The organism is Neisseria flavescens (genome assembly GCF_005221285.1).
Taxonomy (GTDB): Bacteria; Pseudomonadota; Gammaproteobacteria; order Burkholderiales; family Neisseriaceae; genus Neisseria; species Neisseria flavescens.
This window is the reverse complement of sequence record NZ_CP039886.1, coordinates 964,061-987,425: the sequence shown is the minus strand read 5'-3', so window position 1 is coordinate 987,425 and position 23,365 is coordinate 964,061. Positions and strand designations below refer to the sequence as shown.

General features: G+C 46.9%; 26 protein-coding genes and 1 pseudogene. 18 read left to right on the top strand and 9 right to left on the bottom strand.

Going from position 1 to position 23,365, the window contains the following annotated elements; translation table 11 throughout:
• Positions 1–37 precede the first annotated feature (37 nt).
• Entirely contained in the window at positions 38–1,003 is a 966-nt protein-coding gene (locus tag FAH67_RS05100) for a tRNA dihydrouridine synthase (RefSeq protein WP_112890801.1), read from the bottom strand.
• Positions 1,004–1,086: 83 nt separating this feature from the next.
• Between FAH67_RS05100 and FAH67_RS05095 the strand changes: the two genes are divergently transcribed.
• The 13 genes from FAH67_RS05095 (at position 1,087) to FAH67_RS05035 (ending at position 11,743) form a co-directional block, all read left to right on the top strand.
• On the top strand, positions 1,087–2,661 hold the full coding sequence (locus FAH67_RS05095) for a glycosyltransferase family 2 protein (RefSeq protein WP_003680968.1): 1,575 nt from the start codon (positions 1,087–1,089) through the stop codon (positions 2,659–2,661).
• 222 nt (positions 2,662–2,883) lie between these two features.
• Positions 2,884–4,212 carry an anaerobic C4-dicarboxylate transporter family protein gene (locus FAH67_RS05090; protein WP_003680966.1) on the top strand — a complete coding sequence of 443 codons (1,329 nt, stop codon included), beginning with the start codon at positions 2,884–2,886 and terminating at the stop codon, positions 4,210–4,212.
• 126 nt (positions 4,213–4,338) lie between these two features.
• Positions 4,339–4,569, top strand: coding sequence for a hypothetical protein (locus FAH67_RS05085; RefSeq protein ID WP_115287606.1), 231 nt, complete (start codon positions 4,339–4,341; stop codon positions 4,567–4,569).
• The gene (locus FAH67_RS05080; RefSeq protein WP_115287607.1) at positions 4,550–5,911 is read left to right on the top strand and encodes a replication initiation factor domain-containing protein; all 1,362 of its coding nucleotides are present in this window, start codon (positions 4,550–4,552) and stop codon (positions 5,909–5,911) included. Before FAH67_RS05085 ends, FAH67_RS05080 begins: the two co-directional genes overlap by 20 nt.
• A complete protein-coding gene (locus FAH67_RS05075) occupies positions 5,904–6,215 on the top strand; it encodes a hypothetical protein (RefSeq protein WP_112890701.1) in 312 nt (103 codons plus the stop codon). Before FAH67_RS05080 ends, FAH67_RS05075 begins: the two co-directional genes overlap by 8 nt.
• Positions 6,216–6,228: 13 nt before the next feature.
• The gene (locus tag FAH67_RS05070; protein ID WP_049336678.1) at positions 6,229–6,432 is read left to right on the top strand and encodes a hypothetical protein; all 204 of its coding nucleotides are present in this window, start codon (positions 6,229–6,231) and stop codon (positions 6,430–6,432) included.
• Positions 6,433–6,518: 86 nt separating this feature from the next.
• Positions 6,519–6,749 carry a hypothetical protein gene (locus FAH67_RS05065; protein ID WP_172459141.1) on the top strand — a complete coding sequence of 77 codons (231 nt, stop codon included), beginning with the start codon at positions 6,519–6,521 and terminating at the stop codon, positions 6,747–6,749.
• Between the two features lie 5 nt (positions 6,750–6,754).
• Complete coding sequence (locus FAH67_RS05060; RefSeq protein WP_003681111.1) at positions 6,755–7,060, top strand: hypothetical protein; 306 nt, start codon at positions 6,755–6,757, stop codon at positions 7,058–7,060.
• Positions 7,050–8,858 (top strand): virulence factor TspB C-terminal domain-related protein, encoded by a 1,809-nt coding sequence (locus FAH67_RS05055; RefSeq protein WP_115287622.1) that lies wholly within the window; start codon positions 7,050–7,052, stop codon positions 8,856–8,858. Before FAH67_RS05060 ends, FAH67_RS05055 begins: the two co-directional genes overlap by 11 nt.
• A complete protein-coding gene (locus FAH67_RS05050) occupies positions 8,855–9,136 on the top strand; it encodes a DUF2523 domain-containing protein (protein WP_112890797.1) in 282 nt (93 codons plus the stop codon). Before FAH67_RS05055 ends, FAH67_RS05050 begins: the two co-directional genes overlap by 4 nt.
• A gap of 9 nt (positions 9,137–9,145) precedes the next feature.
• Positions 9,146–10,243: a zonular occludens toxin family protein gene (locus tag FAH67_RS05045; protein WP_244284784.1), complete on the top strand. Its 1,098-nt coding sequence runs from the start codon at positions 9,146–9,148 to the stop codon at positions 10,241–10,243.
• 55 nt (positions 10,244–10,298) lie between these two features.
• Positions 10,299–10,490 carry a hypothetical protein gene (locus tag FAH67_RS05040; protein ID WP_137038652.1) on the top strand — a complete coding sequence of 64 codons (192 nt, stop codon included), beginning with the start codon at positions 10,299–10,301 and terminating at the stop codon, positions 10,488–10,490.
• Between the two features lie 296 nt (positions 10,491–10,786).
• On the top strand, positions 10,787–11,743 hold the full coding sequence (locus tag FAH67_RS05035) for an IS110 family RNA-guided transposase (protein ID WP_115287623.1): 957 nt from the start codon (positions 10,787–10,789) through the stop codon (positions 11,741–11,743).
• 163 nt (positions 11,744–11,906) lie between these two features.
• Here FAH67_RS05035 and FAH67_RS05030 read toward each other — a convergent pair whose 3' ends face one another.
• A complete protein-coding gene (locus FAH67_RS05030; protein WP_003678890.1) occupies positions 11,907–12,332 on the bottom strand; it encodes a DUF4124 domain-containing protein in 426 nt (141 codons plus the stop codon).
• 189 nt (positions 12,333–12,521) lie between these two features.
• On the opposite strand from FAH67_RS05030, the gene guaB reads away from it, so the two are divergent.
• Together guaB and waaF are read left to right on the top strand one after the other, a co-directional pair.
• The gene (gene guaB / locus FAH67_RS05025) at positions 12,522–13,985 is read left to right on the top strand and encodes an IMP dehydrogenase (protein ID WP_137038650.1); all 1,464 of its coding nucleotides are present in this window, start codon (positions 12,522–12,524) and stop codon (positions 13,983–13,985) included.
• 274 nt (positions 13,986–14,259) lie between these two features.
• Positions 14,260–15,294 carry a lipopolysaccharide heptosyltransferase II gene (waaF, locus tag FAH67_RS05020; RefSeq protein WP_003678896.1) on the top strand — a complete coding sequence of 345 codons (1,035 nt, stop codon included), beginning with the start codon at positions 14,260–14,262 and terminating at the stop codon, positions 15,292–15,294.
• 126 nt (positions 15,295–15,420) lie between these two features.
• Here waaF and FAH67_RS05015 read toward each other — a convergent pair whose 3' ends face one another.
• The 3 genes from FAH67_RS05015 to FAH67_RS05005 form a co-directional block, all read right to left on the bottom strand.
• Positions 15,421–16,395 carry a class 1 fructose-bisphosphatase gene (locus FAH67_RS05015; RefSeq protein WP_003678897.1) on the bottom strand — a complete coding sequence of 325 codons (975 nt, stop codon included), beginning with the start codon at positions 16,393–16,395 and terminating at the stop codon, positions 15,421–15,423.
• 67 nt (positions 16,396–16,462) lie between these two features.
• The gene (locus FAH67_RS05010) at positions 16,463–16,816 is read right to left on the bottom strand and encodes a hypothetical protein (protein WP_003678898.1); all 354 of its coding nucleotides are present in this window, start codon (positions 16,814–16,816) and stop codon (positions 16,463–16,465) included.
• Positions 16,817–16,946: 130 nt separating this feature from the next.
• Positions 16,947–17,792 carry a 23S rRNA (adenine(2030)-N(6))-methyltransferase RlmJ gene (locus FAH67_RS05005; RefSeq protein WP_003678899.1) on the bottom strand — a complete coding sequence of 282 codons (846 nt, stop codon included), beginning with the start codon at positions 17,790–17,792 and terminating at the stop codon, positions 16,947–16,949.
• 125 nt (positions 17,793–17,917) lie between these two features.
• On the opposite strand from FAH67_RS05005, the gene FAH67_RS05000 reads away from it, so the two are divergent.
• Both FAH67_RS05000 and FAH67_RS04995 read left to right on the top strand, forming a co-directional pair.
• A complete protein-coding gene (locus FAH67_RS05000; protein WP_003678900.1) occupies positions 17,918–18,532 on the top strand; it encodes a riboflavin synthase in 615 nt (204 codons plus the stop codon).
• A 15-nt stretch (positions 18,533–18,547) separates the two neighbouring features.
• Positions 18,548–19,414 carry an ATP-binding protein gene (locus FAH67_RS04995; RefSeq protein ID WP_003678901.1) on the top strand — a complete coding sequence of 289 codons (867 nt, stop codon included), beginning with the start codon at positions 18,548–18,550 and terminating at the stop codon, positions 19,412–19,414.
• Between the two features lie 65 nt (positions 19,415–19,479).
• Here FAH67_RS04995 and FAH67_RS04990 read toward each other — a convergent pair whose 3' ends face one another.
• Positions 19,480–19,908, bottom strand: coding sequence for a Spy/CpxP family protein refolding chaperone (locus FAH67_RS04990; protein ID WP_003678904.1), 429 nt, complete (start codon positions 19,906–19,908; stop codon positions 19,480–19,482).
• A gap of 277 nt (positions 19,909–20,185) precedes the next feature.
• Here FAH67_RS04990 and rpe point away from each other — a divergent pair, with 277 nt between their 5' ends.
• Entirely contained in the window at positions 20,186–20,866 is a 681-nt protein-coding gene (gene rpe, locus FAH67_RS04985) for a ribulose-phosphate 3-epimerase (protein WP_003678905.1), read from the top strand.
• 103 nt (positions 20,867–20,969) lie between these two features.
• Here the strand turns inward: rpe and FAH67_RS04980 are convergent, their stop codons facing one another.
• The 3 genes and pseudogenes from FAH67_RS04980 to FAH67_RS12245 all read right to left on the bottom strand — a co-directional run bounded on the left by FAH67_RS04980 (position 20,970) and on the right by FAH67_RS12245 (position 23,229).
• Complete coding sequence (locus FAH67_RS04980; protein WP_003678908.1) at positions 20,970–22,352, bottom strand: phosphomannomutase/phosphoglucomutase; 1,383 nt, start codon at positions 22,350–22,352, stop codon at positions 20,970–20,972.
• 121 nt (positions 22,353–22,473) lie between these two features.
• Positions 22,474–23,003: pseudogene (gene ypfJ, locus FAH67_RS04975) on the bottom strand (KPN_02809 family neutral zinc metallopeptidase).
• Positions 22,990–23,229, bottom strand: coding sequence for a neutral zinc metallopeptidase (locus tag FAH67_RS12245; RefSeq protein ID WP_341869383.1), 240 nt, complete (start codon positions 23,227–23,229; stop codon positions 22,990–22,992). Before FAH67_RS12245 ends, ypfJ begins: the two are co-directional and overlap by 14 nt.
• Positions 23,230–23,365 lie beyond the last annotated feature (136 nt).

The window sequence follows — 23,365 nt, the reverse complement described above, 5'->3', positions numbered from 1 at the left end:
ATCAAGGCCGTCTGAATGTTCAGACGGCCTTTTTGAATCATGAATGCATCTCTTGTTCAAACGACAGCAGAATCTGTTTCACTTCATCCGCTTCTTTGACAGCGCGGATGCGGTCAAATAATACCTGCGCCTGTTCAAACTCTTTTTTCATCATGCCCAGCCATTGTTTCAAACGGGCAACCGGATATTTGTTGTTGGCTTCTTTGGCAAGGCACAAGTCGAAAAATTGGACTATCCATGAGGAGACTTCGGCAAAGTCGGTGTCTTTCACTGTTTCGCCGTTTTCATATTGTTTGATTTGTCGTGCCAAGTCGGGACGGATAACTGCGCCGCGGCCGAGCATCACGCTGTCGCAGCCGCTGACGGTTTTGATGTCGAGATAGTCTTGAAGGCTGAACACATCGCCGTTGGCGGTAACGGGAATACTGACTGCATCGCGGATTTTGCGCACCCATTCCCAATGTGCCGGCGGTTCGTAGCCTTCGACTTTGGTGCGCGCATGGACGGTTAACGCGCATGCGCCGCCGTTTTCAATCGCGGAAGCGCATTCCAATGCCAGACTTTTGTCTTCATAACCGAGCCGCATCTTGGCAGTCAGCGGAATGTGTTGCGGCAGGCGTTGGCGCAGGGTGTGGACGATGTGGTAAATCAAGTCCGGCTCTTTGAGCAAGACCGCACCGCCTTTGTGTTTGTTGACCGTCGGCGCGGGACAGCCGAAGTTGAGGTCGATTTTGTCTGCACCGAAACGCACGGCTTCCAAAGCATTGACGGCCATGTTTTCCGCATCGCTGCCCAAAAGCTGGACAGTACAGGGCGTGCCGGCCGGCGTGCGGTTGGCATGGGCGATTTCGGGAACATATTTAAGCCAAGTGGCGCGTGAGTGGACCGTGTGCGCAATGCGGACAAATTCGCTGACGCATTCGTCAAATCCGCCAATACGCGTCAACAGGTCGCGCATCACATCGTCCACCAGCCCCTGCATGGGGGCGAGAATAAGCTGCATGAGTCAGGCCGTCTGAAAAAAGGAGGAGATATTGTAGCGGTATATCGGTTAAAATACAGCTTCCTTTTTCAGACGGCCTTTTTATGATGCACACAATTCCGGCAACCGCCGCCATGTTGGTAAAAAATTCAGAACGTTATCTTTCAGAAGTTTTAAATGCGCTGAAAGACTTTGACGAGGTTCTGTTGTTGGACAACGGCTCGACCGACCGTACTTTTGAAATTGCCAAGGGCTTTTCCAATGTCAGCTATTACAAGCATGACTTTATCGGATTTGGCCCGATGAAAAATCTGGCGGCCAGACTGGCGCAAAACGATTGGATTTTCAGCATAGACAGCGATGAAGTGGCGGATGAGGCTTTAATCGAATCCATTCGTGCGGCGGTTTTAGAAAATGAGAAGGAGCATATCTTTTCGCTTTCCCGTCTGAACCATTACCACGGCAGACTGATTAAAGGCTGCGGCTGGTATCCGGATATTATTCCTCGCCTTTATCATCGCAGATTTACTCGTTTTTCCGACCGTCAGGTGCATGAGTCTTTGGTGTTGCCGCAGGAAGCCAAGGTTAAACAACTCGATGGCCGTCTGAAACATTATTCTTTTGAAAACGCCGAAGGGCTGATTCAGAAAATGCAGCAGTACAGTTCGCTGTATGCGGAAGAAAACCGCTTCAAGAAAGACAGTTCGCCGTTTAAGGCTTTGCTGCATGGCGGCGTATCGTTTGTGAAAAATTACCTGCTCAAGCGCGGTTTTGCTTATGGTGCGGACGGTCTGACGATTTCGGTGTCCAACGCGCAAGGTTCGTATTACAAATATGTCAAACTCTATGAGCGCAACCGTACGATAACCGTCTCCCTCATCATCACCACCTACAATCGCCCCGATGCTTTGGAGCTGGTGTTGAAATCGGCTTTATCGCAAACCCGTCTGCCGGATGAGATTATTGTTGCGGATGACGGCTCAAGGCAGGAAACCGCCGAAGTGGTTGATTTTATCCGCCGTAGGACAAGCATTCCTGTTAAGCATTCATGGCAGCCGGATAGAGGTTTTCGTGCCGCTGAATCGCGTAACCGTGCACTGGCGCAGGCGAAAAGCGATTATATTGTGTTGATTGACGGCGATATGGTCTTGGATTCGTCTTTTATCGCCGATCATTTGAAGATTGCCCGCAAAGGCCGTCTGATACAGGGCTCCCGCGTGATTTTGACTGAGGATAAAACGCAGGATATTTTGGACGAAGGCGATTTGCCTGCTTTGTCCATGTTCAGCTCGGGAATAGAAAAACGGCTTTCCGCCCTGCGCTGCCGTTGTTTGGCCAAATTGGCAGGCCGAAAAGGCAACCGCAAACACAAAGGCATCAAAACCTGCAATATGGGCTTTTTCCGTAGCGATGCGCTTGCCGTCAACGGGTTTGACAATAGCTTTGTCGGTTGGGGCAGGGAAGACAGCGAATTTGTCGCCCGTTGCTATCATAACGGGATGAAACGCCATAATTTGAAATTTGCCGGCATTGCGTACCACCTCTGGCACAATGAGGCGGAACGCGATTCCTTGCCGCAAAACGATGCTTTGTTGGAGGCAACGTTGTCGGAACGCAAAATCCGCTGTGTCCATGGCGTATCGGATTTTATAAAAGATGAAGAAGTAGCGGGGAAATAGCTTTATCATCTTTTTGAACCATAGAGGCCGTCTGAAAATCTTCAGACGGCCTTTTTTGTATTTTTAAAAACTTAGCGATTAAATGAGAATATTATTTATTTGATGTAAATCAGTATGTATAGTTCAGTAAAGTATGGTTAGGAAAGAGGGTTTTCTCTATAATTCGAGCGTTTGTAATTTTATTTCGGCCAAGGCCGGATTTTGGGAGTTGTAATGTCAACTATGTTTTTTATCCAGTTTGCCGTTGTGCTGCTGTGTATTCTGATTGGTGCGCAGGTTGGCGGTATTGGTTTGGGCGTACTCGGCGGTATCGGCTTGGCCGTATTGTCTTTTGGTTTCCATCTTCAACCAACCAGCCCGCCGATTGATGTGATGCTGATGATTATGGCGGTAGTGTCTGCCGCAGCGGCCATGCAGGCCAGCGGCGGTTTGGACTATATGATTAAGATTGCCACGCGCGTGTTGCACCGCAATCCGAAATACATTACCTTTATCGCGCCGGCGGTAACTTATACCTTTACTGTGTTGGCAGGTACGGGCCATGTGGCTTACTCGGTCTTGCCCGTGATTGCCGAAGTCAGCCGTCGCAATGGCATCCGTCCTTCCCGTCCGCTGACGATGGCGGTTATCGCTTCCCAATTTGCGATTGTCGCCAGCCCGATTGCCGCCGCGGTTGTTGCCTGCGTTACCATGCTTGAGCCGCAACACATTACAATGGCGGACGTGTTGAAAGTTACCGTTCCGTCCACGATTTTGGGTATCGGTTTGGCTTGCGTGTTCGTAAATAAACTGGGCAAAGAATTGAAAGACGATCCGCATTATCAGGCTTTGCTGAAAGACCCGAACTATGTGAAAGAATACATTGATGTAGAGGAACAAAAAACCGATGTTACCATTTCGCCGAAAGCCAAATTGTCGGTCGGTATTTTCTTGACTGCGGCATTGCTGGTGGTGGTAATGGGTGCGCTGCCTGAGTTGCGTCCGGCTTTTGAACACGATGGCGCGATCAAGCCTATGGGCATGGCGCATACGATTGAAATCGTGATGTTGTCTGCTTCTGCGCTGATTATTTTGGCGTGTAAGCCCAATGGCGATGCGATTACCCGAGGTTCGGTATTCCATGCCGGTATGCGTGCCGTAATTGCGGTATTTGGCGTGGCTTGGTTGGGAGATACTTTGATGAACGGCCACTTAACAGAAGTGGAATCGACCGTCAGCCATTTGGTTGAATCTGTGCCATGGACCTTTGCCTTTGCCTTGTTTGTCTTGTCAGTATTGGTCAACAGCCAAGGCGCAACAGTAGCAACGCTTTTCCCGATCGCCATTAAACTGGGGATTCCTGCGCCCATCATTATCGGCACATTCGTTGCGGTAAACGGCTATTTCTTTATACCAAACTACGGTCCGATTATTGCCGCTATCGACTTCGATACAACCGGCTCAACCAAAATCGGCAAATTTATCTTCAACCACAGCTTCATGATTCCGGGCTTGTTAAGTATGGCATTTAGTTTGGCTTTCGGTTTGTTGTTGGTTCAACTGTATTATTGATGGACTGAAAAATAAAGGCCGTCTGAAATTAAATTTCAGACGGCCTTATATATTGCGTTCCATCAGGGGCGCATATTCTTAATTCTTGTAAAGCCCCTTAACTAAGCCAGTGAAGGGGCTTTAATCATGCTTATTTTCTATACCGTAAATCCCGAACCAGTATCTTTTCCAAAGGCATATATCCTCAAAGTTTTCAAGGATATAAATGATGAATCCCAATGCATCAAAACAGTTTGTTTTCCTATCCGCAATCCGACTTTGAAACAAAAAACCGAAAACGAAGCGTATGAATGCGGCAGATTGTTTGTAAAAGAACTGATGGATAAGGAATGCAACCATGAAAGCCTTGGCAGATAAAGCCGTGGCGGTAGGCGCAGATATGGCGGCCGCTTTAGCGGACGGCAATCCTGCGCCAACCGCCGAAGGCTGCCCCCCTAGGCTAATAGGGGGGGAGCAAAATAAAACCCCTAATCCGAAGGGTGCTGAAAAATCGGAGAACCAAGACTTCGAATTCGAATATTTCAGCCATTTCGTATCGGATGGAAAAGGCAAATTCATCGAAATACCGTTAAGAAGAGGAAGGGATGACGGCGCATTTATTGACCAAATCACTTTCACGATTCACGAAGACAGTTTACCGAAAGTAACAGGTAAAGGATTGGTATCAGATACAGAATTTGTTGTGAAGTATAGCGAGCTGTTAGAAGAAATTTTAGGTTTTGGCATTACCCAAAAACTACCGTTCAAAGGAAAGTTTTTCTACAAAAGCTGTTACCAACTAGGACCCGATAACGTCGAATACGGAAAGGTTCATTATGGCGGTCAGCGAGAAACAATGCTGGTTGAATTGAATGGTACAGGTTGTCAGGCTGCCATACCCGGTTGGGAAAACAGACTGTATGAGTTTTTAAGTAAGTGTATACGTCCAAAAATTACCCGTGTTGATGTCGCCCATGATTTTTTCAAAGGCGAATACACACCCGATCAGGCATTACTTGATCATGATAACGGTCATTTTGACGTTCACAATATGAGGCCAAAAAGCGAATGTCGCGGTACTGCATGGCGCAATGATGATGGTAGCGGCAAAACCTTTTATGTAGGTAAACGCGGAAATTCTAAATTTACCCGCGTTTATGAGAAAGGAAAACAATTTGGCGATGTCAATAGTCCTTGGGTCAGGTTTGAAACTGAATTTAGGGCAGGCGATATAGAAATCCCCTTAGATGTTTTGCTTTATCCCGGTTCGTATCTTGGCGGTGCTTATCCGATATGTACAGGGATATTCAAAACAGAAGCCAAGCGGATGGATGCCAAGACAGAAACAGTGAATCTATCTTTCGATCACAAACTGTTCCATGCGCGTAATCAGGTTGGAAAGATGGTTAATTTCCTTCGTGATATAGGTTGGGATGATACAAAAATTGTCGATGAACTTGTAAAAGGCATTGAAGGTTATCCCAAAGGTTTACAACCTGAACAATACGACTGTAGAGATCAGACACAAAAGATCCAGTATATACACGAAGAGCAAAAAGCAATTGATGATTTGAACATGCAAACATTACTTGATGATTTGCTTGATGAGAAAGAAACCGCATTCCCACAAGACAGGGAAAAACAGCACATTAAAGACATCGAACTCGAAGAAAAAATTATTTCAAATTTTTTAAACAGTAAAGGAAATTCAAATGTTTGAGCAAAGCCAAGTAACCACATATTCAGCAACCTTTTTGGGCGCAAAACAATTTAAAGGCGAAATCGACGGTAACAAAATCGATTCATGCACCGTTTTAGTAGCCAGCCCCATGCCTTCAAACGGCAATGCCGTGGGCTTTACCGCTGCAAGCATGAAATTTGGCGATAGCCATAATTTTGAAAAGCTGAAAAATCTTAAATTCCCTTGTGCGGTTGAAGTAACCGTCTCCATGGAATCAACAGGTAAAGGTCTTATTCCAAGATTGCTTGATTTCAAAGTTAAAGGCGCAACGCCCAAAGCCTAAGAAAGTCTGAATCATGAGTAAGTATCAGCAAAAATTTATTGTTCAAGAACTCGAAAATCATGAATTCATCTATCCTGATCCATTCGGCGATATTGGCTTTACGCCCAACATTAAATCTGCCGGCCAATATGAAAGTTATGAAGATGCTTTCAGTTCGGCGATTGAAGAAATCGGCGGAGAATTTTTAATTTTCAGTTTTTATACAAAAGAAGATTAATTTTAAGAGGCTCTCGGCGGGCGGTCTCTAAAACCTTCACATAGCCCGCAAACACATTTTTTTAAACATTTTTTAAAGGAAAACTCATGAATATCATGGCTCTTAAAAACAAAGCTAAATACGCTTTAGCAACCGTTGCAGTTGGCGCAATGTCCGCCCCTGCTTTGGCAGAAGATAATGGCCTCGTAAATGCTGCCAAAACTGAGCTGGCAAGCGCAAAAGATGGTGTAACCGCTATTGGTGCGGTTGTAATCGGTGTTGCTGCTGCAATGGTAGTTGTAGGCCTGATTATTAAAGCGGTACGCAAAGGCGGTTAATAGCAATGGGTTATCAAGTCGGTCGTGTTTGCCATTTCACACATGAAGCGGCGACAAACGACGTGATGACCCGTGTAGTGCCGACAATAGACAAAGACGGGGTGCTACATCACCCCGTTTTTAATGGCTCTACATGGCAGTATAACGAACAGCAAGTCAAACTGACCTTTCCCGATTGCGACCCGATGGAATATCAGAAGTTGGGTAAAGAGATAGGTCTGATGTGCGTTTCAATCGTCGCCACGGTATTTGTCGTCAACCTAATCTACAAATTTATATTATCCACGAGAGAAAAGAGTAATGAAGAATGATCCCCGAAGCAATGTTTATCATTGGCCTATTGCCTTATGCCTTGCTCTGTCTGCTGCTGTATTCGCTGCTCCAGTAATGGCAGATGTCGCCCTACCGCCTCCGGCACAACATCAAAACGCAGGCTTCCCAAGTGACCAAGCTTTGCAACGGCGCGGATACGACCCTAAAACAGGCGTTTGGAAAGTTGATGTACAAAACAACGGCAAACCGACAGTAACTAAAAATGGCGGAATTATTAATGGTAGCCAAGGCAAAAATATAACGGTGACAGGCCGATATGGCGAAACTGGCACGATGAATACAACTGTTAGTCAAAATGTTAATGTCGGTAGAGTGGAAACTATTTTAGGTGGGACTTTGGCTGGCGCAACTGCTGCAGGCGGTGCTATTGGGTCTGATTATGCAGCTTGGACATATAAAGACATAAAAAATGGCGATTGGGCTATGGCTGCTCGTAATGGTGTTGGTGCAATTCTGACAGGTTTATCTAAACTGGATATTACTGGGGTTGGATCAGGAATTAATTCTTTTTTAGATAAAACAGGATTAAGAGGAGGGGCATCACAAGAACAAATATCTAATGCGATTCAGAAAGCAGCCCAAGCCCAACGCCAAGCAGAAGCTGAAGGCAACTACCAAAAAGCAATAGCACAAGCAGCAGTAAAAAAAGCAGCAGAAGCAGCACAAAAAGCGCAACAACAAGACCAACAGAAGAAAGAAGAAAAGAAAAGAGATGAAGAAGCTAAAGAAAAAGGTCTTTATGCTTATGATTTAATTGTTAAGAAGATTTTTCAACCAAATATTTACAAATCTGAATCTTCAGTTACATATAAAGGTTACAAGGTTTATTCAAATAGTACTAATTATCATGTATTTTCAAACGGTTTTATAAATAATGGTGGTTTTTACCATAACTATAATCCTAGTAAAGATTATTCGTTTTTTACTGGTTTAAAAAATCCGTCTAAAATTAGTTTAGAAATTAATAATCTTCCTAAAGAAAGTTCAATCTATTTCGAGATTAGATCATACCCAGCAGGCAGTCCCGATATTCCTAATGCAGCTAAGAATACTGGTCAAGTGAATCCATCAGATTTTATGCTGACACAAAAAGAAATTTTAGACATTCTCAAGCGCATGCTTGAGAACCAACAAACCAACCATAACGAACTGATGAACCAACTGGCAAAAATTGGCGTCGTGAATCAATCTGCCGAGCAAAGTACATTCAGCCCTGATACCGCACTTAGTGCGCCTTATACCCCTGAAGGCAGTAGCACCCCTCAACAAACAAGATTCAAAATGAATCAAAACGGCACTGTTGGCGTTGATTATGTGCCACGTCCTGATTTAAAGCCAAACAGTCCAGAAGCACCGAATAAGCACGAAAAGACAACACCGAGCAGACAGGAGAGTCCGGACACGCCAAATAGTCCGAATACACCGAATCAGCCGAACAATCCGACAGGGCAGCAAAATCAAAACCAAGAGAATAAGCAGCAGAATTTTTGTCAGCAAAACCCAAATGCTGCGCAATGTATGCCAAGTGGCGAATCGAGCTACGAAGACATAAAACTACCTGAACAGACAATAGACCTAAATTTTAGGCCTGAAAATATATTTCAGACTGATGGTGTTTGTCCGCAGCCCCAAAGCGTCGATTTAGGTGCATTTGGCCGCGTTGAATTTAGTTATCAGCCTCTTTGTGATTTTGCTGCCAAACTTCGGCCGGTGCTGATTATGATGACCATCCTTACTTGTGCATGGTTTGTTTATGGAGCGTTGGAAGATTTATGAATTGGGCAAATTTAATAACAGCCGCTTTAATGTCTGTTGCAGGCCGTATCCTTAGCGCAATTGGTCTAGCTTTTGTCACTGTAACAGGCTTTCAAAGCCTGCAATCCTATTTTGTACAGCAGGTTCAAAATCACATAGGTGGATTTCCGCAAGACGCATTACAGATAATTTATATCCTTGGATTCGGCGTTATGCTTAACTGGATATTCGGCGCATTTACATTCATAGCAACGATAAAGGGCTTTAAAAAACTTTCTACCATCATTCAGTCGAAATAGGAAGAAAACATGTTATATCTGTTAACAGGTGTGCCGGGTTCGGGCAAAACCCTGAAAGTCGTATCTATGCTTGCTAAGCAAAAAGACTTTATGAATCGTCCGCTTTATGTAGACGGTATTCCTGACCTGAAAATACCACATGAAGAAATACCAGAAGGCGAAAGTATTCAGACGTGGCCGAAGTGGGCGCCTCCGGGCGCGATTATTGTAGTTGATGAATGTCAACGCATATTTCGTCCGCGCCCAAGTGGCTCGAAAGTGCCAGACTACGTCGCAGAACTCGAAACACACCGGCACCGTGGTCTTGATTTTTTGCTTATTACACAGCATCCTCGCCTGATAGACGTACACCTCCGCTCCCTGATTGAACATCACACACATTTCAGTAAGACTAATCTAGGACTGCGCCGTAAGCTCGAATGGACGACAGGCGGCGCAAAAGACCCTGAAAGCAGGGCGAATATTAAGGAAGCCCTAATCAGCGTGTACAGGCTTGATAAAAGCGTGTATGGGCTGTACAAGTCCGCCGAAGAGCACACCAAAATCAGGACGAAAAAAAGCAAGCTTTTAATGCTGTTCCCGCTCGCCCTTTGCCTGATTGGTTATGGCATTTGGTCGTTTAGCGGATTTTGGGGCAGATTCGTAGGCGAAGCACAAAGCACCGACAAAACCACCGAAGTAAACAAAACGGCAGAAAACGCGCCGACAACGACGCAGACACCGCAAGAAACAGCAACGGGGCGTTACGAAACACAAACAATTCAAGCCGAACAGCCGAAACCATACATAAGCGAAGACGATTACAAACCAAGAATAGATAACCGACCCGAAACAGCCCCAATCTACGACGGCATGAACAAATCAGTAACCGTCATGCCTTGGCCGTCTGCCTGTATCAAGTCAGACAAAGCGTGTAATTGCTATACAGACCAAGGCACAAAAATAAAAGAAATAGACAAAAAAACCTGTATCAGCTACATAAAAGACGGCTTGCCCTTTAATCCCTACAAGGCAAAACAGCCCGAAACGGCGGCAACGGCAGCACCAGCGGAACAGCACGAAACTCCGCAAGTCTTGACAATGGGGGCAAGAGTCAGCAGAATCTGATGTATGACGGTTACAATGATAATGCCGTATCAAATCAAGGCGGGAAAATTGGATTATGAGTACATTAGATTTAATAAGGTTTATAACATCTCCTTTAGTTTGGTTTATTATTGGTTGGTATTCTAGTAGGTCAAATACTGAAAAAGGGCCGAAGGCTGGATTTATTACAGGTTTTAAAATTTTTATGGGTTTTTTAGCTTTTGAATTATCGTTAATAGGAATTTATTATTTATTAATGAATAATTAAGATATCTGTTTTACTGTTAATGAAGCAAAAAGCGAAATTAATAGTAAAACAGATATCAATGGGGTGCGGGAACTCCCGCCTTTTTGAAATTGGGTAAATTAAATTGAAACCTGTAAATCGTTTTATTTGAGGCGGTTTACAGGTTTTTGTTTAAGCGCAAAACAAAAGCCTGGGCGGTTTAGACAGTAAAACGGCCAAAGTTAAAAACTGAGAAAAAGATATGTCGAACCGTCCAATTACCTTAAAGATTGAATATCATCATAGCCATTACAGGCTGAATAAATAAGGAAAATGAAATGAATGTAATAGGTTTAGACGTATCAAAAGACACCATAGACGCAACGTTGATTACAACTAAAGGAAGCAAAGACTATATAAAAATATCAAATAGTACAGACGGATTTGAGAATCTGATTAATTGGATAAAAACAAAACGAATTAGAAAAATTGCCATAAGTATGGAAGCAACAGGCATTTATTATGAACAGGCGGCAGAATATTTGAGCGCACTTTATACAGTTTACGTTATTAATCCCTTGAAAATAAAAGAATACGCAAAAAGTCAGTTTAGCCATACCAAAACAGACAAAGCAGATTCAAAACTTATTGCCGAATTTGCAAACCGACACTTAGACAAACTGACACCGTTTAGGCCGTCTGAAAATCCTACACTCTACAAACTGATAAATCTGCTACAACAACTTAAGGAGCAGCAAAAAGAAACACAAAACAGGTTGCATACCGCAAAAGACATCTACATAAAATCAACCCATGAAGCAATCATAGAACTGCTTGAAGAAAAAATAGATCAGACATCAAAGCGGATAGAAGGCATGATAAAACAGAAAGAAAGTCTAAATATCGAATATCAAAACCTGCAAACCATACCTGCAATAGGAAAAGAAACCGCAGTGATACTACTAAGACACCTGACAGATAAAAATTTTGAAACAGCGAATAAATTTGTAGCCTTTGCCGGTTTAAGTCCAAAAATTGAACAATCAGGGACAAGTGTCAAAAAAAACGGCCGATTGAGCCAATACGGACACCGGCAATTAAAACGCGCCTTGTTCATGCCTGCCCTTGTTGCCTATCGTATGAATGCATTTCCTCAACTTGTAAGCAATTTGGAAGCGGCAAAAAAGCCTAAGATGATAATCATCGTTGCACTAATGCGGAAATTGGCAAAAATGGCATTCTATATACACAAGACTAAAAAGCCGTTTGATAAAGCGCGACATCAGGCGGTTTAACGAATTTATACAAAATAAAACGGCTGTAAAACAGCCGTTCTTTGTCGTTTCTGTTGAAAATGCAATAACTAAATATCCAGCAAAAACAAAAAGATATGAAATTAACTTATTTTAATAATTGACATGTCAATATATCATCTTTTTGATATTGTTATTTGAGAGCTTAATTGCAGTATTTATTGACGTCGTTTTGGTATTGCTTAATCAGGCTGTCGCGATTGGCCAAGCGTGCGCTTTCGGCGACTTGACGGTTGATTTTGGCGATTTTGCAGTTTTCCAGCTTGTTTTGGCGGTTTTGCTCTTCGATTTTTTTATTGCGCTCTTCGATTTGTTTATTTTGTTCCACAACCTGCTCATTAGGCTGCTCGGCAACCGGCTCAGATGCTGCAACAGCAGGCGCAACGGCAGGTTTGACGTTGTGCGTGCGGATGTTGACCACGCCGGAACGCTTCGGTTGCAGGCGGTTTGGCGTATCGGAATAGCTGTTGCCCGATGCGCCTTTCCAAGTGTAAACCTCGGCCGCGCCGGTCAGGGCGGCGGAAGAGAGAAGGGCTGCTGTCAGACAGGTTTTGAGTACGGAAGATTTCATGGGTTTCCCTTATGTAAATGATGTTCTCATCCAACCTATTTTACTTGAAACTGCAATGCGTTGGCATATTTTTGTACTGCGGATTAAATCATGTAAAAAAATAACGTTAAAACATGTATTGCCAATGTTAGCATCAAGCCGGTGTGATATAATGCCGTGCATCTTGCACAAACTGAAAGACCGAGCATCATGCGTATTGTAGAAAAAGCCTATACTTTCGACGACGTTTTGTTGGTTCCAGCGCACTCAAACGTGCTGCCTCGAGATGTCAAACTTCAAACCAAACTCACCCGCGATATCACGCTCAACCTCCCTCTACTTTCTGCTGCAATGGATACCGTTACTGAAGCGCGTCTGGCCATTTCGATGGCACAGGAAGGCGGCATCGGCATTATCCATAAAAACATGACGCCGGAGTTGCAAGCGCGTGCCGTTTCCAAAGTGAAGCGCCATGAGAGCGGCGTGGTCAAAGACCCCGTAACCGTTGCGCCGACCGCATTGATCCGCGAAGTCTTGGAAATGCGCGCACAACGCAAACGCAAAATGTCCGGTCTGCCTGTTGTTGAAAACGGCAAAGTGGTCGGTATCGTGACCAACCGCGACCTGCGTTTTGAAAACCGTGTCGATCTGCCGGTTTCTGCCATCATGACACCGCGCGACCGTTTGGTTACCGTTCCTGAAGGTACCAGCATCGATGAAGCCCGCGAAATCATGCATGTGCACAAAGTTGAGCGCGTTTTGGTGTTGAACGACCAAGACGAACTCAAAGGTCTGATTACAGTTAAAGATATTCTGAAAACAACCGAATTCCCTAATGCCAACAAAGATGCCGAAGGCCGTCTGCGCGTCGGTGCCGCGGTAGGTACCGGCGGCGATACCGAAGAGCGCGTCAAAGCATTGGTGGAAGCCGGCGTAGACGTGATTGTGGTCGATACTGCCCACGGTCATAGCCAAGGCGTTATCGATCGCGTGCGCTGGGTCAAAGAAACTTATCCGCACATCCAAGTCATCGGTGGCAACATCGCGACTGCCAAAGCCGCTTTGGATTTGGTGGCAGCAGGTGCGGATGCCGTTAAAGTCGGTATCGGCCCTGGCTCGATTTGTACGACCCGTATCGTGGCAGGCGTGGGCGTGCCTCAACTGACTGCGATTCACAATGTTTCCGAAGCCCTGAAAGGTACAGGCGTTCCTCTGATTGCCGACGGCGGTATCCGCTTCTCCGGCGATATTGCCAAAGCTCTGGCAGCAGGTGCATACAGCGTCATGCTCGGCGGTATGTTTGCCGGTACGGAAGAAGCACCGGGCGAAATCGAACTCTACCAAGGCCGCTCTTACAAATCCTATCGCGGCATGGGTTCGTTGGGTGCGATGAGCCAAGGTTCTGCCGACCGCTACTTCCAAGACAAAACCGACAGCACCGACAAATACGTCCCCGAAGGCATCGAAGGCCGCGTTCCTTACAAAGGCCCGATTGTGAACATCATCCACCAGCTGACTGGCGGTCTGCGCTCCAGCATGGGTTATTTGGGTTGCGCCAATATTGCTGAAATGCACGAGAAAGCAGAATTTGTGGAAATCACTTCTGCCGGTATGAGCGAATCTCACGTTCACGACGTACAAATCACTAAAGAAGCACCTAACTACCATCGTTAAACCGGTATAAAAAGGTCGTCTGAAAATATTTCAGACGGCCTTTCTGTTTTTATAAGGTTTTAAAAATGAAGAGAATATTGCTTGCCGCCGTTTGGTCTGGCGTTTCAGGTTGGGTATTTTCAGAACTTGCCGGATAAATTGGGAAGACAAACGCTTCACGCGTTGAAATGACATGTATCAAATAGTACGTTTTGAACTGAGCGATTAAACCGAGTTTCAGACGGCCTTTTAAAAATCGTATTACAATAAGCCAAAATTAAAAACACATTCCATTATGTCCAAAAAAATCCTGATTATTACCCCAAGCTGGATTGGCGACTGCGTCATGACCCAACCGCTTTATCGCCGTTTGCATGAGCTGCATCTCGGCTGCACCATTGATGTTTTTTCGCCCAAATGGTCGATGGCCGTATTTGAGCGTATGCCTGAAATCAACCGTGTGATGGAAAATCCGTTTGGACATGGTGCGTTGGAATTGAAAAAACGCTGGCGTATCGGGCGTGAATTGGGAAAAGAAGGCTATGATCAAGTGATTGTTTTGCCCGGTTCACTCAAATCCGCCATCATTGCCTTGGCTACGGGCATTAAGCAGCGTACGGGCTACGTCGGCGAGTCGCGCTATTTTTTGTTGAACGATATCCGTAAGTTGGATAAGGCCGCATTGCCTCTGATGGTTGACCGCTATACTGCGTTGGCGCATCCGACCCAAGCGGATTTTAACGGGCATTCTGATAATCCGTGTTTCACGATTAATCCCGAAAGCCGTCAAGCCGCTTTGGCAAAACATGGTTTGGCGACGGATAAACCGATTTTGGCATTTTGTCCCGGCGCGGAATATGGCCCGGCCAAGCGTTGGCCTGCGCGTCATTTTGCCGAACTCGGCCGCCGATATTTGACCGAGGGTTGGCAGGTTTGGCTGTTTGGTTCGCAAAAAGATTTTGATATTGCAGATGAAATCAACCGACTTTCAGACGGCCTGTGTACCAATCTTTGCGGGAAAACCAATCTTCCGGAAGCGATTGATCTGTTGTCTTGTGCCGATACGGTCGTGTGTAACGATAGCGGTCTGATGCACCTTGCGGCCGCGCTTGATCGGAAATTGGTTGCGGTTTACGGCTCATCCAGCCCTGACCATACGCCGCCTCTAAGCCAAAAGGCAAAAATCGTCAGCTTGAATTTGGATTGTTCGCCTTGTTTTAAACGCGAATGTCCGTTAGGGCATACGGATTGTTTGAACAAGCTGACGCCGGATATTGTGCAAAAAGCGGCGGAAGAGCTGGCTCGTTCGGCGTCATCCAATAAAGATTAGATGGAAAACAGCAAAGGGCAGATTTGAATCCGCCCTTTTGATTTTTGTTTCTTTTATTTTTAACAAAAGGCCGTCTGAAAATCATATTTCAGACGGCCTTTTTGGGTTTGAAATCAATACATCTGATTATTTTTGATGCAGATTATAAACGTATTCCACTTCTTCGCGGCTGCCCATGAATACGGCAACACGTTGGTGCAGACCGGTAGGTTGGATGTCGAGCATGGCTTCGATGGCGTCGTTTGATGCGCCGCCGGCTTGTTCCATAAGCAGGCTCATCGGGTTGGCTTCGTACATCAGGCGCAGTTTGCCCGGTTTGGATGGGTCGCGTTTATCTTGCGGATACATGAATACGCCGCCGCGCATCAGGATGCGGTGGATTTCAGCAACCATGCTGGCTACCCAGCGCATATTGTAGTTTTTGCCGCGTACGCCGGTTTCGCCTGCCAGCAATTCGTCAATGTATTGTTGAACAGGGGCGAACCAATGTCTTTGGTTGGACATATTGATGGCAAATTCTTTAGTGGATTCGGGAACGCGCGGATTTTCTTTGGTCAGCAGGAATTGGCTGGCATCGTCCAAAGTGAAGACGAACACGCCGTGACCGACAGTCAGTACCAGTTGGGTTTGCGGACCGTATAAAACATAACCTGCGGCCACTTGGTCGAGGCCTTTTTGCAGGAAGGATTCGGTAGTCAATGTGCCTTCAGGTTTCGCCAAGATGGAGAAGATGGTGCCGACGGAGATGTTGACGTCGATATTGGAAGAGCCGTCCAGCGGGTCAAACAATACCAAATAGCCGCCGTTTTTATGTGTGGCGACATAGGTGTCTTCTTCTTCGCTGGCAAGGCCGGCGATGTTGGCATTGGCTTTTAAAACATCAATCATGATGTTGTTGGCGATGACGTCAAGTTTCTTTTGGTCTTCGCCTTGGATGTTGCCGGTACCTGCCATGCCCAAAACGCCGGAAAGTGCGCCGAGGCGGACTTTTGCGTTGATGTCCAAACAGGCTGAGGCCACGGATTCCAATACGCTGGCCAGCTCTTGCGGCAGTTTGTGTTCGGGCAGGTGTTGGGCTAAGAATTGGTTCAGTGTCTTCATGGTTTCACTCTTTTCCTAAGTTTGAATCGGGTATTTTTCAATTTCAGGCCGTCTGAAAACGGCGTGTTCATTTGGTTTTGCTGTCGGCCATGCCTAAAACTTCTTTAGTGCAGGCGATGCTGGTGTCTTTGATGCGTTTTTTCAGCTCGTCGCTCATGGAGTCGCTGCCGCCCAAAAGCGAGGTCGCTTCTTCAGGATTGATTTGGTCGACGGTTTTTTCGCCGATGCAGCGGCAGATTTTTTCAGTGGTCGCGGAATCAAACGGGCTTTTTCCGGAAGCTTTTTCTACGCAGGCTTCGGTTGCCGAGCGGACAAATTCGGTGCGGAAACTTTGGGTAAATTCTTCTTTAAATTCGTTTTTTACGGATTCGCCGCACGCGCAAAGCAGGAGTGTGCAGGCTAGGGGTGTGCGTATGTTCATGAGTGGACGGTCGTTAATTGTTATGTTGTGAATTGTAGTGGAAAAAGGCTTAAGTATAAAGGGTTAAGGCCGTCTGAACAGGTATGGCGGAAAAATTGAAGCGCCTGGGTATGCGTTCAGACGGCAGCGTTTATTTTGTTTTGCTTTCCAATACATAATGCGCGCCGGCATCTTGCGCCAAAATTTTGGAAAGTTCGGGCAGATTGTTTTGCAGTTGTTCGGCAAGCATATAGGGTGGATTGATGACGAACATACCGCTGCCGTGCATACCGAAGCCGTCACTGCGCGGCGTATGGGCATGAAGCTCGGCGTGCAGATAATTGTCGGGAACAATTTTTTTGAGTTCGTCCGGCAGTTTGCGGCTTTCTTCACGGCTTAAGCAGGGATACCAAACCATGTAGCAGCCGGTTTCAAAGCGTTTCAAAGCATCTTTCAAAACTTGGACGACACGGCGGTAGTCTTGTTTTTCTTCGTAGGGTGGATCAATCAAGATGGCGGCGCGGCGCGGCGGAGGAGGCAAGAGTGAAATCAGACCCTGATAACCGTCCGCTTGGCTGACCTGCACTTTACGCGCAGGACGGACTTCGCGCATATTGTTTTGCAAATGGACAAAATCGGCAGGGTGCAGCTCAAAGAGGCGCATTTTGTCGCTGTCACGCGTGAGCGCCTGTGCCAGCCAAGGCGAGCCGCAGTAAAGGTTGTCTTGCGGCAGTATTTGTTTCAGACGGCCTACAAATTCGGCCAATTCTGCAGGCAGCTTGTCAGCTTGTTCCAAGAGCGCAATGCCTTGTTTGTATTCGCCGACTTTTTGCGCTTCATCGCCGCTCAAATCATACAAACCGGCACCACTGTGCGTATCGATATACCAATAGGGCTTGTCTTTGCGGTTGAAATATTCGAGGACGAGGAAGAGGGTAAAGTGCTTGAGCATATCGGCATGGTTGCCGGCATGGAAGGCGTGGCGGTAGCTGAGCATGATCGGGCTGCGGAAATAAAAATCCGATTATACCCCAAACCATCGCCATCACCGCTTTCAGACGGCCTTTGTGCCTGGAAAATGCTACAATATCCGCCTTATCGTACCATCAGAAAGAAGACATCATGTTTACAGGCATCGTACAAGGCATGGGCAAAATTACAGACATCGTTCAACCTTCGCCCGACTTTCGTACCCACACTGTCGAGCTGCCCCCCGAAATCGCCGACAATCTGCAAACCGGCGCCTCTGTCGCCAACAATGGCTGCTGCCTGACCATTACCCGAATCGACGGCAATAAAGTCAGCTTTGATTTGATGGACGAAACCTTACGCAAAACCAATCTTGGCAGCTTGAAAGTCGGCGACAGTGTCAATTTGGAACGCGCGGCGCGGTTTGGCGACGAAATCGGCGGCCATGTGATGAGCGGCCATGTGATGGCGGTTACCCGAATTTCCCGTATCGAATCCGGCGAGTTCAACCGTACCGTTTGGTTTGAGCTGCCGGAAAACCTTAAGCCCTACATTTTGACCAAAGGCTTTGTCGGTTTGGATGGTTGCAGCCTGACCATAGGCGAAGTCAGCGACAGCGAATTTTGCGTACACCTGATTCCGGAGACTTTGGAGCGTACCTTGTTTGGCAACCGCAAAGAAGGCGACCTCATCAATATTGAAATCGATCCGCAAACCCAAGCCGTTGTCGATACCGTGATGCGTGTATTGGCACAAAAGGCCGTCTGAAAAAAGAGAGCCGAAATGAAATTATCCAATTTTTTGAAAAAAGCTAATTCCGTTTTAAACCGTCTGGATTTAATCCTGCCTGACGAAGCCGGTAAAACAGACTGGCGTGCTTTGGCCTACCGTTGGCACAGCGTGGGCAAAAAAGGTATTTTGGAAAGCCTGCCGCGTCCGCATACGTTTCCTTTGAGCAGATTGGCGGCAGTCGGTTCGCAAACCGACAGGCTGAAACGCAATACCGAGCAATTTTTGGCAGGCCGTCCTGCAAATAATGTCTTGATGACCGGCGCGCGCGGTACGGGTAAATCCTCCTTGGTTAAAGCGTTGTTGCACGAATACGCCGAGCGCGGCCTGCGTCTGATTGAGGTGGATAAAAGTGATTTAATCAGCTTGCCGGCTTTGTTGACGCTGTTGTCCGAACGTCCCGAGAAATTTATCGTTTTCTGCGATGATTTGTCGTTTGAAACCGGTGATGAAACCTATAAAGCTTTGAAAACTGCTTTAGACGGCGGACTGTCGCAACGTTGCACCAATGTTTTGGTTTATGCTACTTCCAACCGCCGTCATTTAATTCCCGAATACATGGATGAAAACGGCGGTACTACGGGCACTCGCGGCGAGATCCATCAGAAAGAGGCCATTGAGGAGAAAATCTCCCTTTCCGACCGCTTCGGCTTATGGCTGAGTTTTTATCCTTTCGATCAAAACGATTATTTGACCGCCGTAGCCAACTGGTTGGACGATTTCAATGTGACTTTTGACGATACGGCGCGTCAAGCCGCGTTGCAATGGGCGCAAATGCGCGGCAGCCGTTCAGGCCGCTCGGCATGGCAGTTTGCCTGCGACTGGGCAGGCCGGTTGCCGGAAGAAAGAGTGTTGGATTAAGGCTGAAAAAGTAAAGGCCGTCTGAATATGGTTTCAGACGGCCTTTTTGTATTTTTATTTATCCATCAGTGCAAGCATGAAGACAACCATTGCTGGCGTTGGCGCGGATTGAGCAGATGGTAGAGGCGGTATTGGATTTCCATTTCATCCACCGCATAGTCCATACTGGAGAGGTAGCGGTTTTCAACATAATCGCGGGCGGCGTTTGAGTCGAATGAGTCGCCGGAGAGGATTTTGATGATGGTTTGGCGGCGGTTGCGGTCGGAGCGTACGGTTTTGCGGTAGGCTTTATCGTTGATTTGTTTGAAGTCGGTACGCAGGCGGCGCAGGGCGGCGTGTTGGTCGGCAGATAAATTGAGCTGTCGGATGTCGCAATTCGGGTGGAAGTCGTCCAAAGTGGCCAGAAACGGACCGGCATGTGCAGGCAGACTGGAACAGAGTAGGGTGAGTGCTAAGAAAGTAAAAGTCGGATAGCGGGAAAGTGCGACAGACACGGTGTTTTCCTAATGTTTCATCAGGTTTGGAAATATAACCGATAAGCGTGTGAAAGGCAGTATCAATGCAGTTAACTTTTGTTAATGATGTTAGATTTTTTTGCAGATGTATGTAATCTAATAATTTATTTTCAAAGCCTTACTATGTGATTATAAGTTTCATTAATGTATATGAAATGTAAATTCATAAAAATGACGGTAGAGATGTTGTCGGCAGCATACAACATAGGGTTAAAAATGCGATAATGACAAAAGAACACACTTTAGGAGAATAAAGATGACCGACTACCGTATTGCCCCCAGTATTTTGTCTGCCGATTTTGCCCGTTTGGGAGAAGAGGTTGCCGAAGTGATCCGCGCCGGTGCGGATTTGATTCATTTTGACGTGATGGACAATCATTATGTGCCGAATCTGACTTTCGGCCCTATGGTTTGCGCGGCTTTGAAACCGTATGCAACCGTGCCGGTCGATGTGCATTTGATGGTTGAGCCGGTGGACGATTTGATTCATGCGTTTGCCAAAGCCGGTGCCAATATCATTACCTTTCATCCTGAAGCCAGCCGCCATGTCGACCGCAGCTTGGGTTTGATTAAAGAATACGGCTGTCAGGCAGGCTTGGTATTGAATCCCGCTACGCCGGTCAATATTCTGGAAAACGTTTTGGACAAACTGGATATGGTGTTGCTGATGTCGGTCAACCCGGGCTTTGGCGGACAAAGTTTTATCCCGAATACGCTGGTGAAAATCCGCAAAGTGCGCGAGATGTTGGACGAGTATGAACGGCAAAGCGGCCGCCATATCGCATTGGAAGTCGATGGCGGCGTGAAGACAGACAATATTGCTGAAATTGCGGCTGCAGGTGCGGATACGTTTGTGGCTGGTTCGGCGATTTTTGGCAAACCGGATTACAAAGCCGTTATCGATGAAATGCGTCAACAGTTGGCGCAAGTCGGATAACTAAGCCGGGATATTCTTGGTTTCCAAACTTTGGAATCATCAAGGTTTAATATAAAAGGCCGTCTGAAATGATTTTCAGACGGCCTTTTTTTAGCCTAAACCCTTACAGCGGCCATTTCAATGCAGGATTGCTTTCAATGACTGCTTTGAATTGGTTTTGAATACGCTCAATCGCTTCTTGCGTATCCGCTTCAAAACGCAATACCAAAATCGGCGTGGTATTGGAAGCACGCATCAGGCCGAAGCCGTCAGGGAATTCAACACGCAAGCCGTCGATGGTGATGATTTCGGTCGCGCCTTCAAACTTGGCATTGGCAGCCAGCTCTTCAATCACTTTGTGGCCGTTGCTGCCTTCCGGCAGGTCGATGTTGAGTTCCGGAGTGGAAATGCTTTGCGGCAGCTTGTTCAACACTTCGGACGGATTGTCGAAGGCAGACAGGATTTCCAAGAGGCGTGCGCCGGCATACATACCGTCGTCGAAGCCGAACCAGCGTTCTTTAAAGAAAATGTGGCCGCTCATTTCGCCGGCAACCAGTGCGCCGGTTTTTTTCATGGTGGATTTGATGAAGCTGTGGCCGGTTTTTTCCATTACAGGTTCGCCACCGTGTTCTTTAATCCAAGGCGCAAGCAGACGGGTGGATTTGACGTCGAAAATCACTTTGGCTTTAGGATTGCGGCTCAATACGTCTTGCGCGAAAAGCATCAGTTGGCGGTCTGGATAGATGATGTTGCCGTCTTTGGTGACCACGCCCAAGCGGTCGGCATCGCCGTCAAATGCCAAGCCGATTTCGGCATCGCTGTTTTTAAGCTCGACGATGAGGTCTTGCAGGTTTTTCGGTTTGGACGGGTCAGGGTGGTGATTAGGAAAATTGCCGTCCACTTCGCAGAAAAGTTCGGCCACTTCATTGCCCAAACCTTTGTAGAGTTTGCCTGCAAATGCGCCGCCGACACCGTTGCCCGCGTCAATCACGATTTTCATCGGGCGTTTGAGCTTGATGTGGCCGACGATGTTGTTGTGGTATTCGCCGGAGATGTCTTTTTCGGTTACGCTGCCTTGTTTGTCGGCGGCAACAAAACCGTCTTTCTCAATAATAGCTAAAAGTTCTTGAATGGCTTCGCCTGCGAGCGTGTCGCCGCCGAGCATCATTTTGAAACCGTTGTAATCGGGTGGATTATGGCTGCCGGTAATCATTACGCCGCTGCCGCCGCATTCGTTGATGGCTGCGAAGTAGAGCATAGGAGTGGCAACCATGCCGACGTTGAGGACGTCGATACCGCTGTCTGTGAAACCGCGTTGAATTTGTGCCATCAGGCCGGGGCCACTCAAACGGCCGTCGCGGCCGAGAGCGATGCGGGTGATGCCTTTTTCAGCAGCTCGGGCGGCAATGGCTTTGCCGATGAGGTAGGCGGCTTCGTCGGTCAGGGTTTTGCCGACAATGCCTCGGATGTCGTAGGCTTTGAAGATGTCGCGGGCAATGTTTGCCATAGGGATTTCCTTTAAATTTAAGGGGAAATAATGGGACTTATTTTAACACGGCTAAAAGGCCGTCTGAAAAATTCAGACGGCCTTTTGTCGTTACATCAAAGAACAGTGTTGCTTGAACGAATCAATTGTTGAAAGTGTTGCACTGGTTGATGTCGCCGCTTTCCAAACCGCGCTTGAGCCAAGTCATGCGTTCTTCGGATGAGCCATGGGTAAAGCTGTCGGGAACGACATAGCCCTGAGCCTGTTTCTGCAAGCGGTCGTCGCCGACGGATTCGGCGGCCAGCATGGCTTTTTGAATGTCTTCGGCTTTGAAGATATTGTTGTTGACGGCGTAGTGTCCCCAAATACCGGCGAAACAGTCGGCCTGCAATTCGAGTTTGACGGAAAGGGCATTGGCCTCTTTCTTGCCGACTTGCTGTTGCATTTTGTGGACTTTAGGTAGGATGCCGAGCAGGTTTTGAACATGATGGCCGACTTCATGGGCAATAACGTAGGCAAACGCGGCATCGCTGGCAGATTTGAGTTTGGTGCGCATGTCTTCGTAGAAACTCAAATCCAAAAAACTTTTTGGTCGCCCAGGCAGTAAAACGGACCCATGGCAGATTGGCCCGTACCGCAGGCAGTGGACGTACCGCCTTCATACAACACCATGGTCGTCGGGGTGTAGCGTTGGCCGTGTTGTTGGAAATATTTGCTCCATGCCTTTTTCCGTCTCAGCAAGGACGACACGGGACAACTCGTTCAACTCGGCTTCTTGTTGACTGTCGAGTCGGGAAGCTTGCTGGGTAGGAATGCCCATTGAAGATGAGCCGCCAACCAAACCGCTCAAATCCACGCCGTAATATGTACCGATCAAAACCACGATAATGCCGAGTATGCCAGGCGTTTTGCCGCCACTGCCGCCACGGCTTCCACGGCGATCTTCGACGTTTTAGCTTTGTTCATGACCTTTCCAATCCATAATGTGTACTCTGTGTAGTTTTCATGCGGCGGATTATACTATGGAATGTCAA

Excerpts from the sequence above, each read along its gene's own strand:
- FAH67_RS05100 (WP_112890801.1), bottom strand. The coding sequence starts at position 1,003 with ATGCAGCTTATTCTCGCCCCCATGCAGGGGCTGGTGGACGATGTGATG.
- FAH67_RS05095 (WP_003680968.1), top strand. The coding sequence starts at position 1,087 with ATGATGCACACAATTCCGGCAACCGCCGCCATGTTGGTAAAAAATTCA.
- FAH67_RS05090 (WP_003680966.1), top strand. The coding sequence starts at position 2,884 with ATGTTTTTTATCCAGTTTGCCGTTGTGCTGCTGTGTATTCTGATTGGT.
- FAH67_RS05085 (WP_115287606.1), top strand. The coding sequence starts at position 4,339 with ATGCTTATTTTCTATACCGTAAATCCCGAACCAGTATCTTTTCCAAAG.
- FAH67_RS05080 (WP_115287607.1), top strand. The coding sequence starts at position 4,550 with ATGAAAGCCTTGGCAGATAAAGCCGTGGCGGTAGGCGCAGATATGGCG.
- FAH67_RS05075 (WP_112890701.1), top strand. The coding sequence starts at position 5,904 with ATGTTTGAGCAAAGCCAAGTAACCACATATTCAGCAACCTTTTTGGGC.
- FAH67_RS05070 (WP_049336678.1), top strand. The coding sequence starts at position 6,229 with ATGAGTAAGTATCAGCAAAAATTTATTGTTCAAGAACTCGAAAATCAT.
- FAH67_RS05065 (WP_172459141.1), top strand. The coding sequence starts at position 6,519 with ATGAATATCATGGCTCTTAAAAACAAAGCTAAATACGCTTTAGCAACC.
- FAH67_RS05060 (WP_003681111.1), top strand. The coding sequence starts at position 6,755 with ATGGGTTATCAAGTCGGTCGTGTTTGCCATTTCACACATGAAGCGGCG.
- FAH67_RS05055 (WP_115287622.1), top strand. The coding sequence starts at position 7,050 with ATGAAGAATGATCCCCGAAGCAATGTTTATCATTGGCCTATTGCCTTA.
- FAH67_RS05050 (WP_112890797.1), top strand. The coding sequence starts at position 8,855 with ATGAATTGGGCAAATTTAATAACAGCCGCTTTAATGTCTGTTGCAGGC.
- FAH67_RS05045 (WP_244284784.1), top strand. The coding sequence starts at position 9,146 with ATGTTATATCTGTTAACAGGTGTGCCGGGTTCGGGCAAAACCCTGAAA.
- FAH67_RS05040 (WP_137038652.1), top strand. The coding sequence starts at position 10,299 with ATGAGTACATTAGATTTAATAAGGTTTATAACATCTCCTTTAGTTTGG.
- FAH67_RS05035 (WP_115287623.1), top strand. The coding sequence starts at position 10,787 with ATGAATGTAATAGGTTTAGACGTATCAAAAGACACCATAGACGCAACG.
- FAH67_RS05030 (WP_003678890.1), bottom strand. The coding sequence starts at position 12,332 with ATGAAATCTTCCGTACTCAAAACCTGTCTGACAGCAGCCCTTCTCTCT.
- guaB (WP_137038650.1), top strand. The coding sequence starts at position 12,522 with ATGCGTATTGTAGAAAAAGCCTATACTTTCGACGACGTTTTGTTGGTT.
- waaF (WP_003678896.1), top strand. The coding sequence starts at position 14,260 with ATGTCCAAAAAAATCCTGATTATTACCCCAAGCTGGATTGGCGACTGC.
- FAH67_RS05015 (WP_003678897.1), bottom strand. The coding sequence starts at position 16,395 with ATGAAGACACTGAACCAATTCTTAGCCCAACACCTGCCCGAACACAAA.
- FAH67_RS05010 (WP_003678898.1), bottom strand. The coding sequence starts at position 16,816 with ATGAACATACGCACACCCCTAGCCTGCACACTCCTGCTTTGCGCGTGC.
- FAH67_RS05005 (WP_003678899.1), bottom strand. The coding sequence starts at position 17,792 with ATGCTCAGCTACCGCCACGCCTTCCATGCCGGCAACCATGCCGATATG.
- FAH67_RS05000 (WP_003678900.1), top strand. The coding sequence starts at position 17,918 with ATGTTTACAGGCATCGTACAAGGCATGGGCAAAATTACAGACATCGTT.
- FAH67_RS04995 (WP_003678901.1), top strand. The coding sequence starts at position 18,548 with ATGAAATTATCCAATTTTTTGAAAAAAGCTAATTCCGTTTTAAACCGT.
- rpe (WP_003678905.1), top strand. The coding sequence starts at position 20,186 with ATGACCGACTACCGTATTGCCCCCAGTATTTTGTCTGCCGATTTTGCC.
- FAH67_RS04980 (WP_003678908.1), bottom strand. The coding sequence starts at position 22,352 with ATGGCAAACATTGCCCGCGACATCTTCAAAGCCTACGACATCCGAGGC.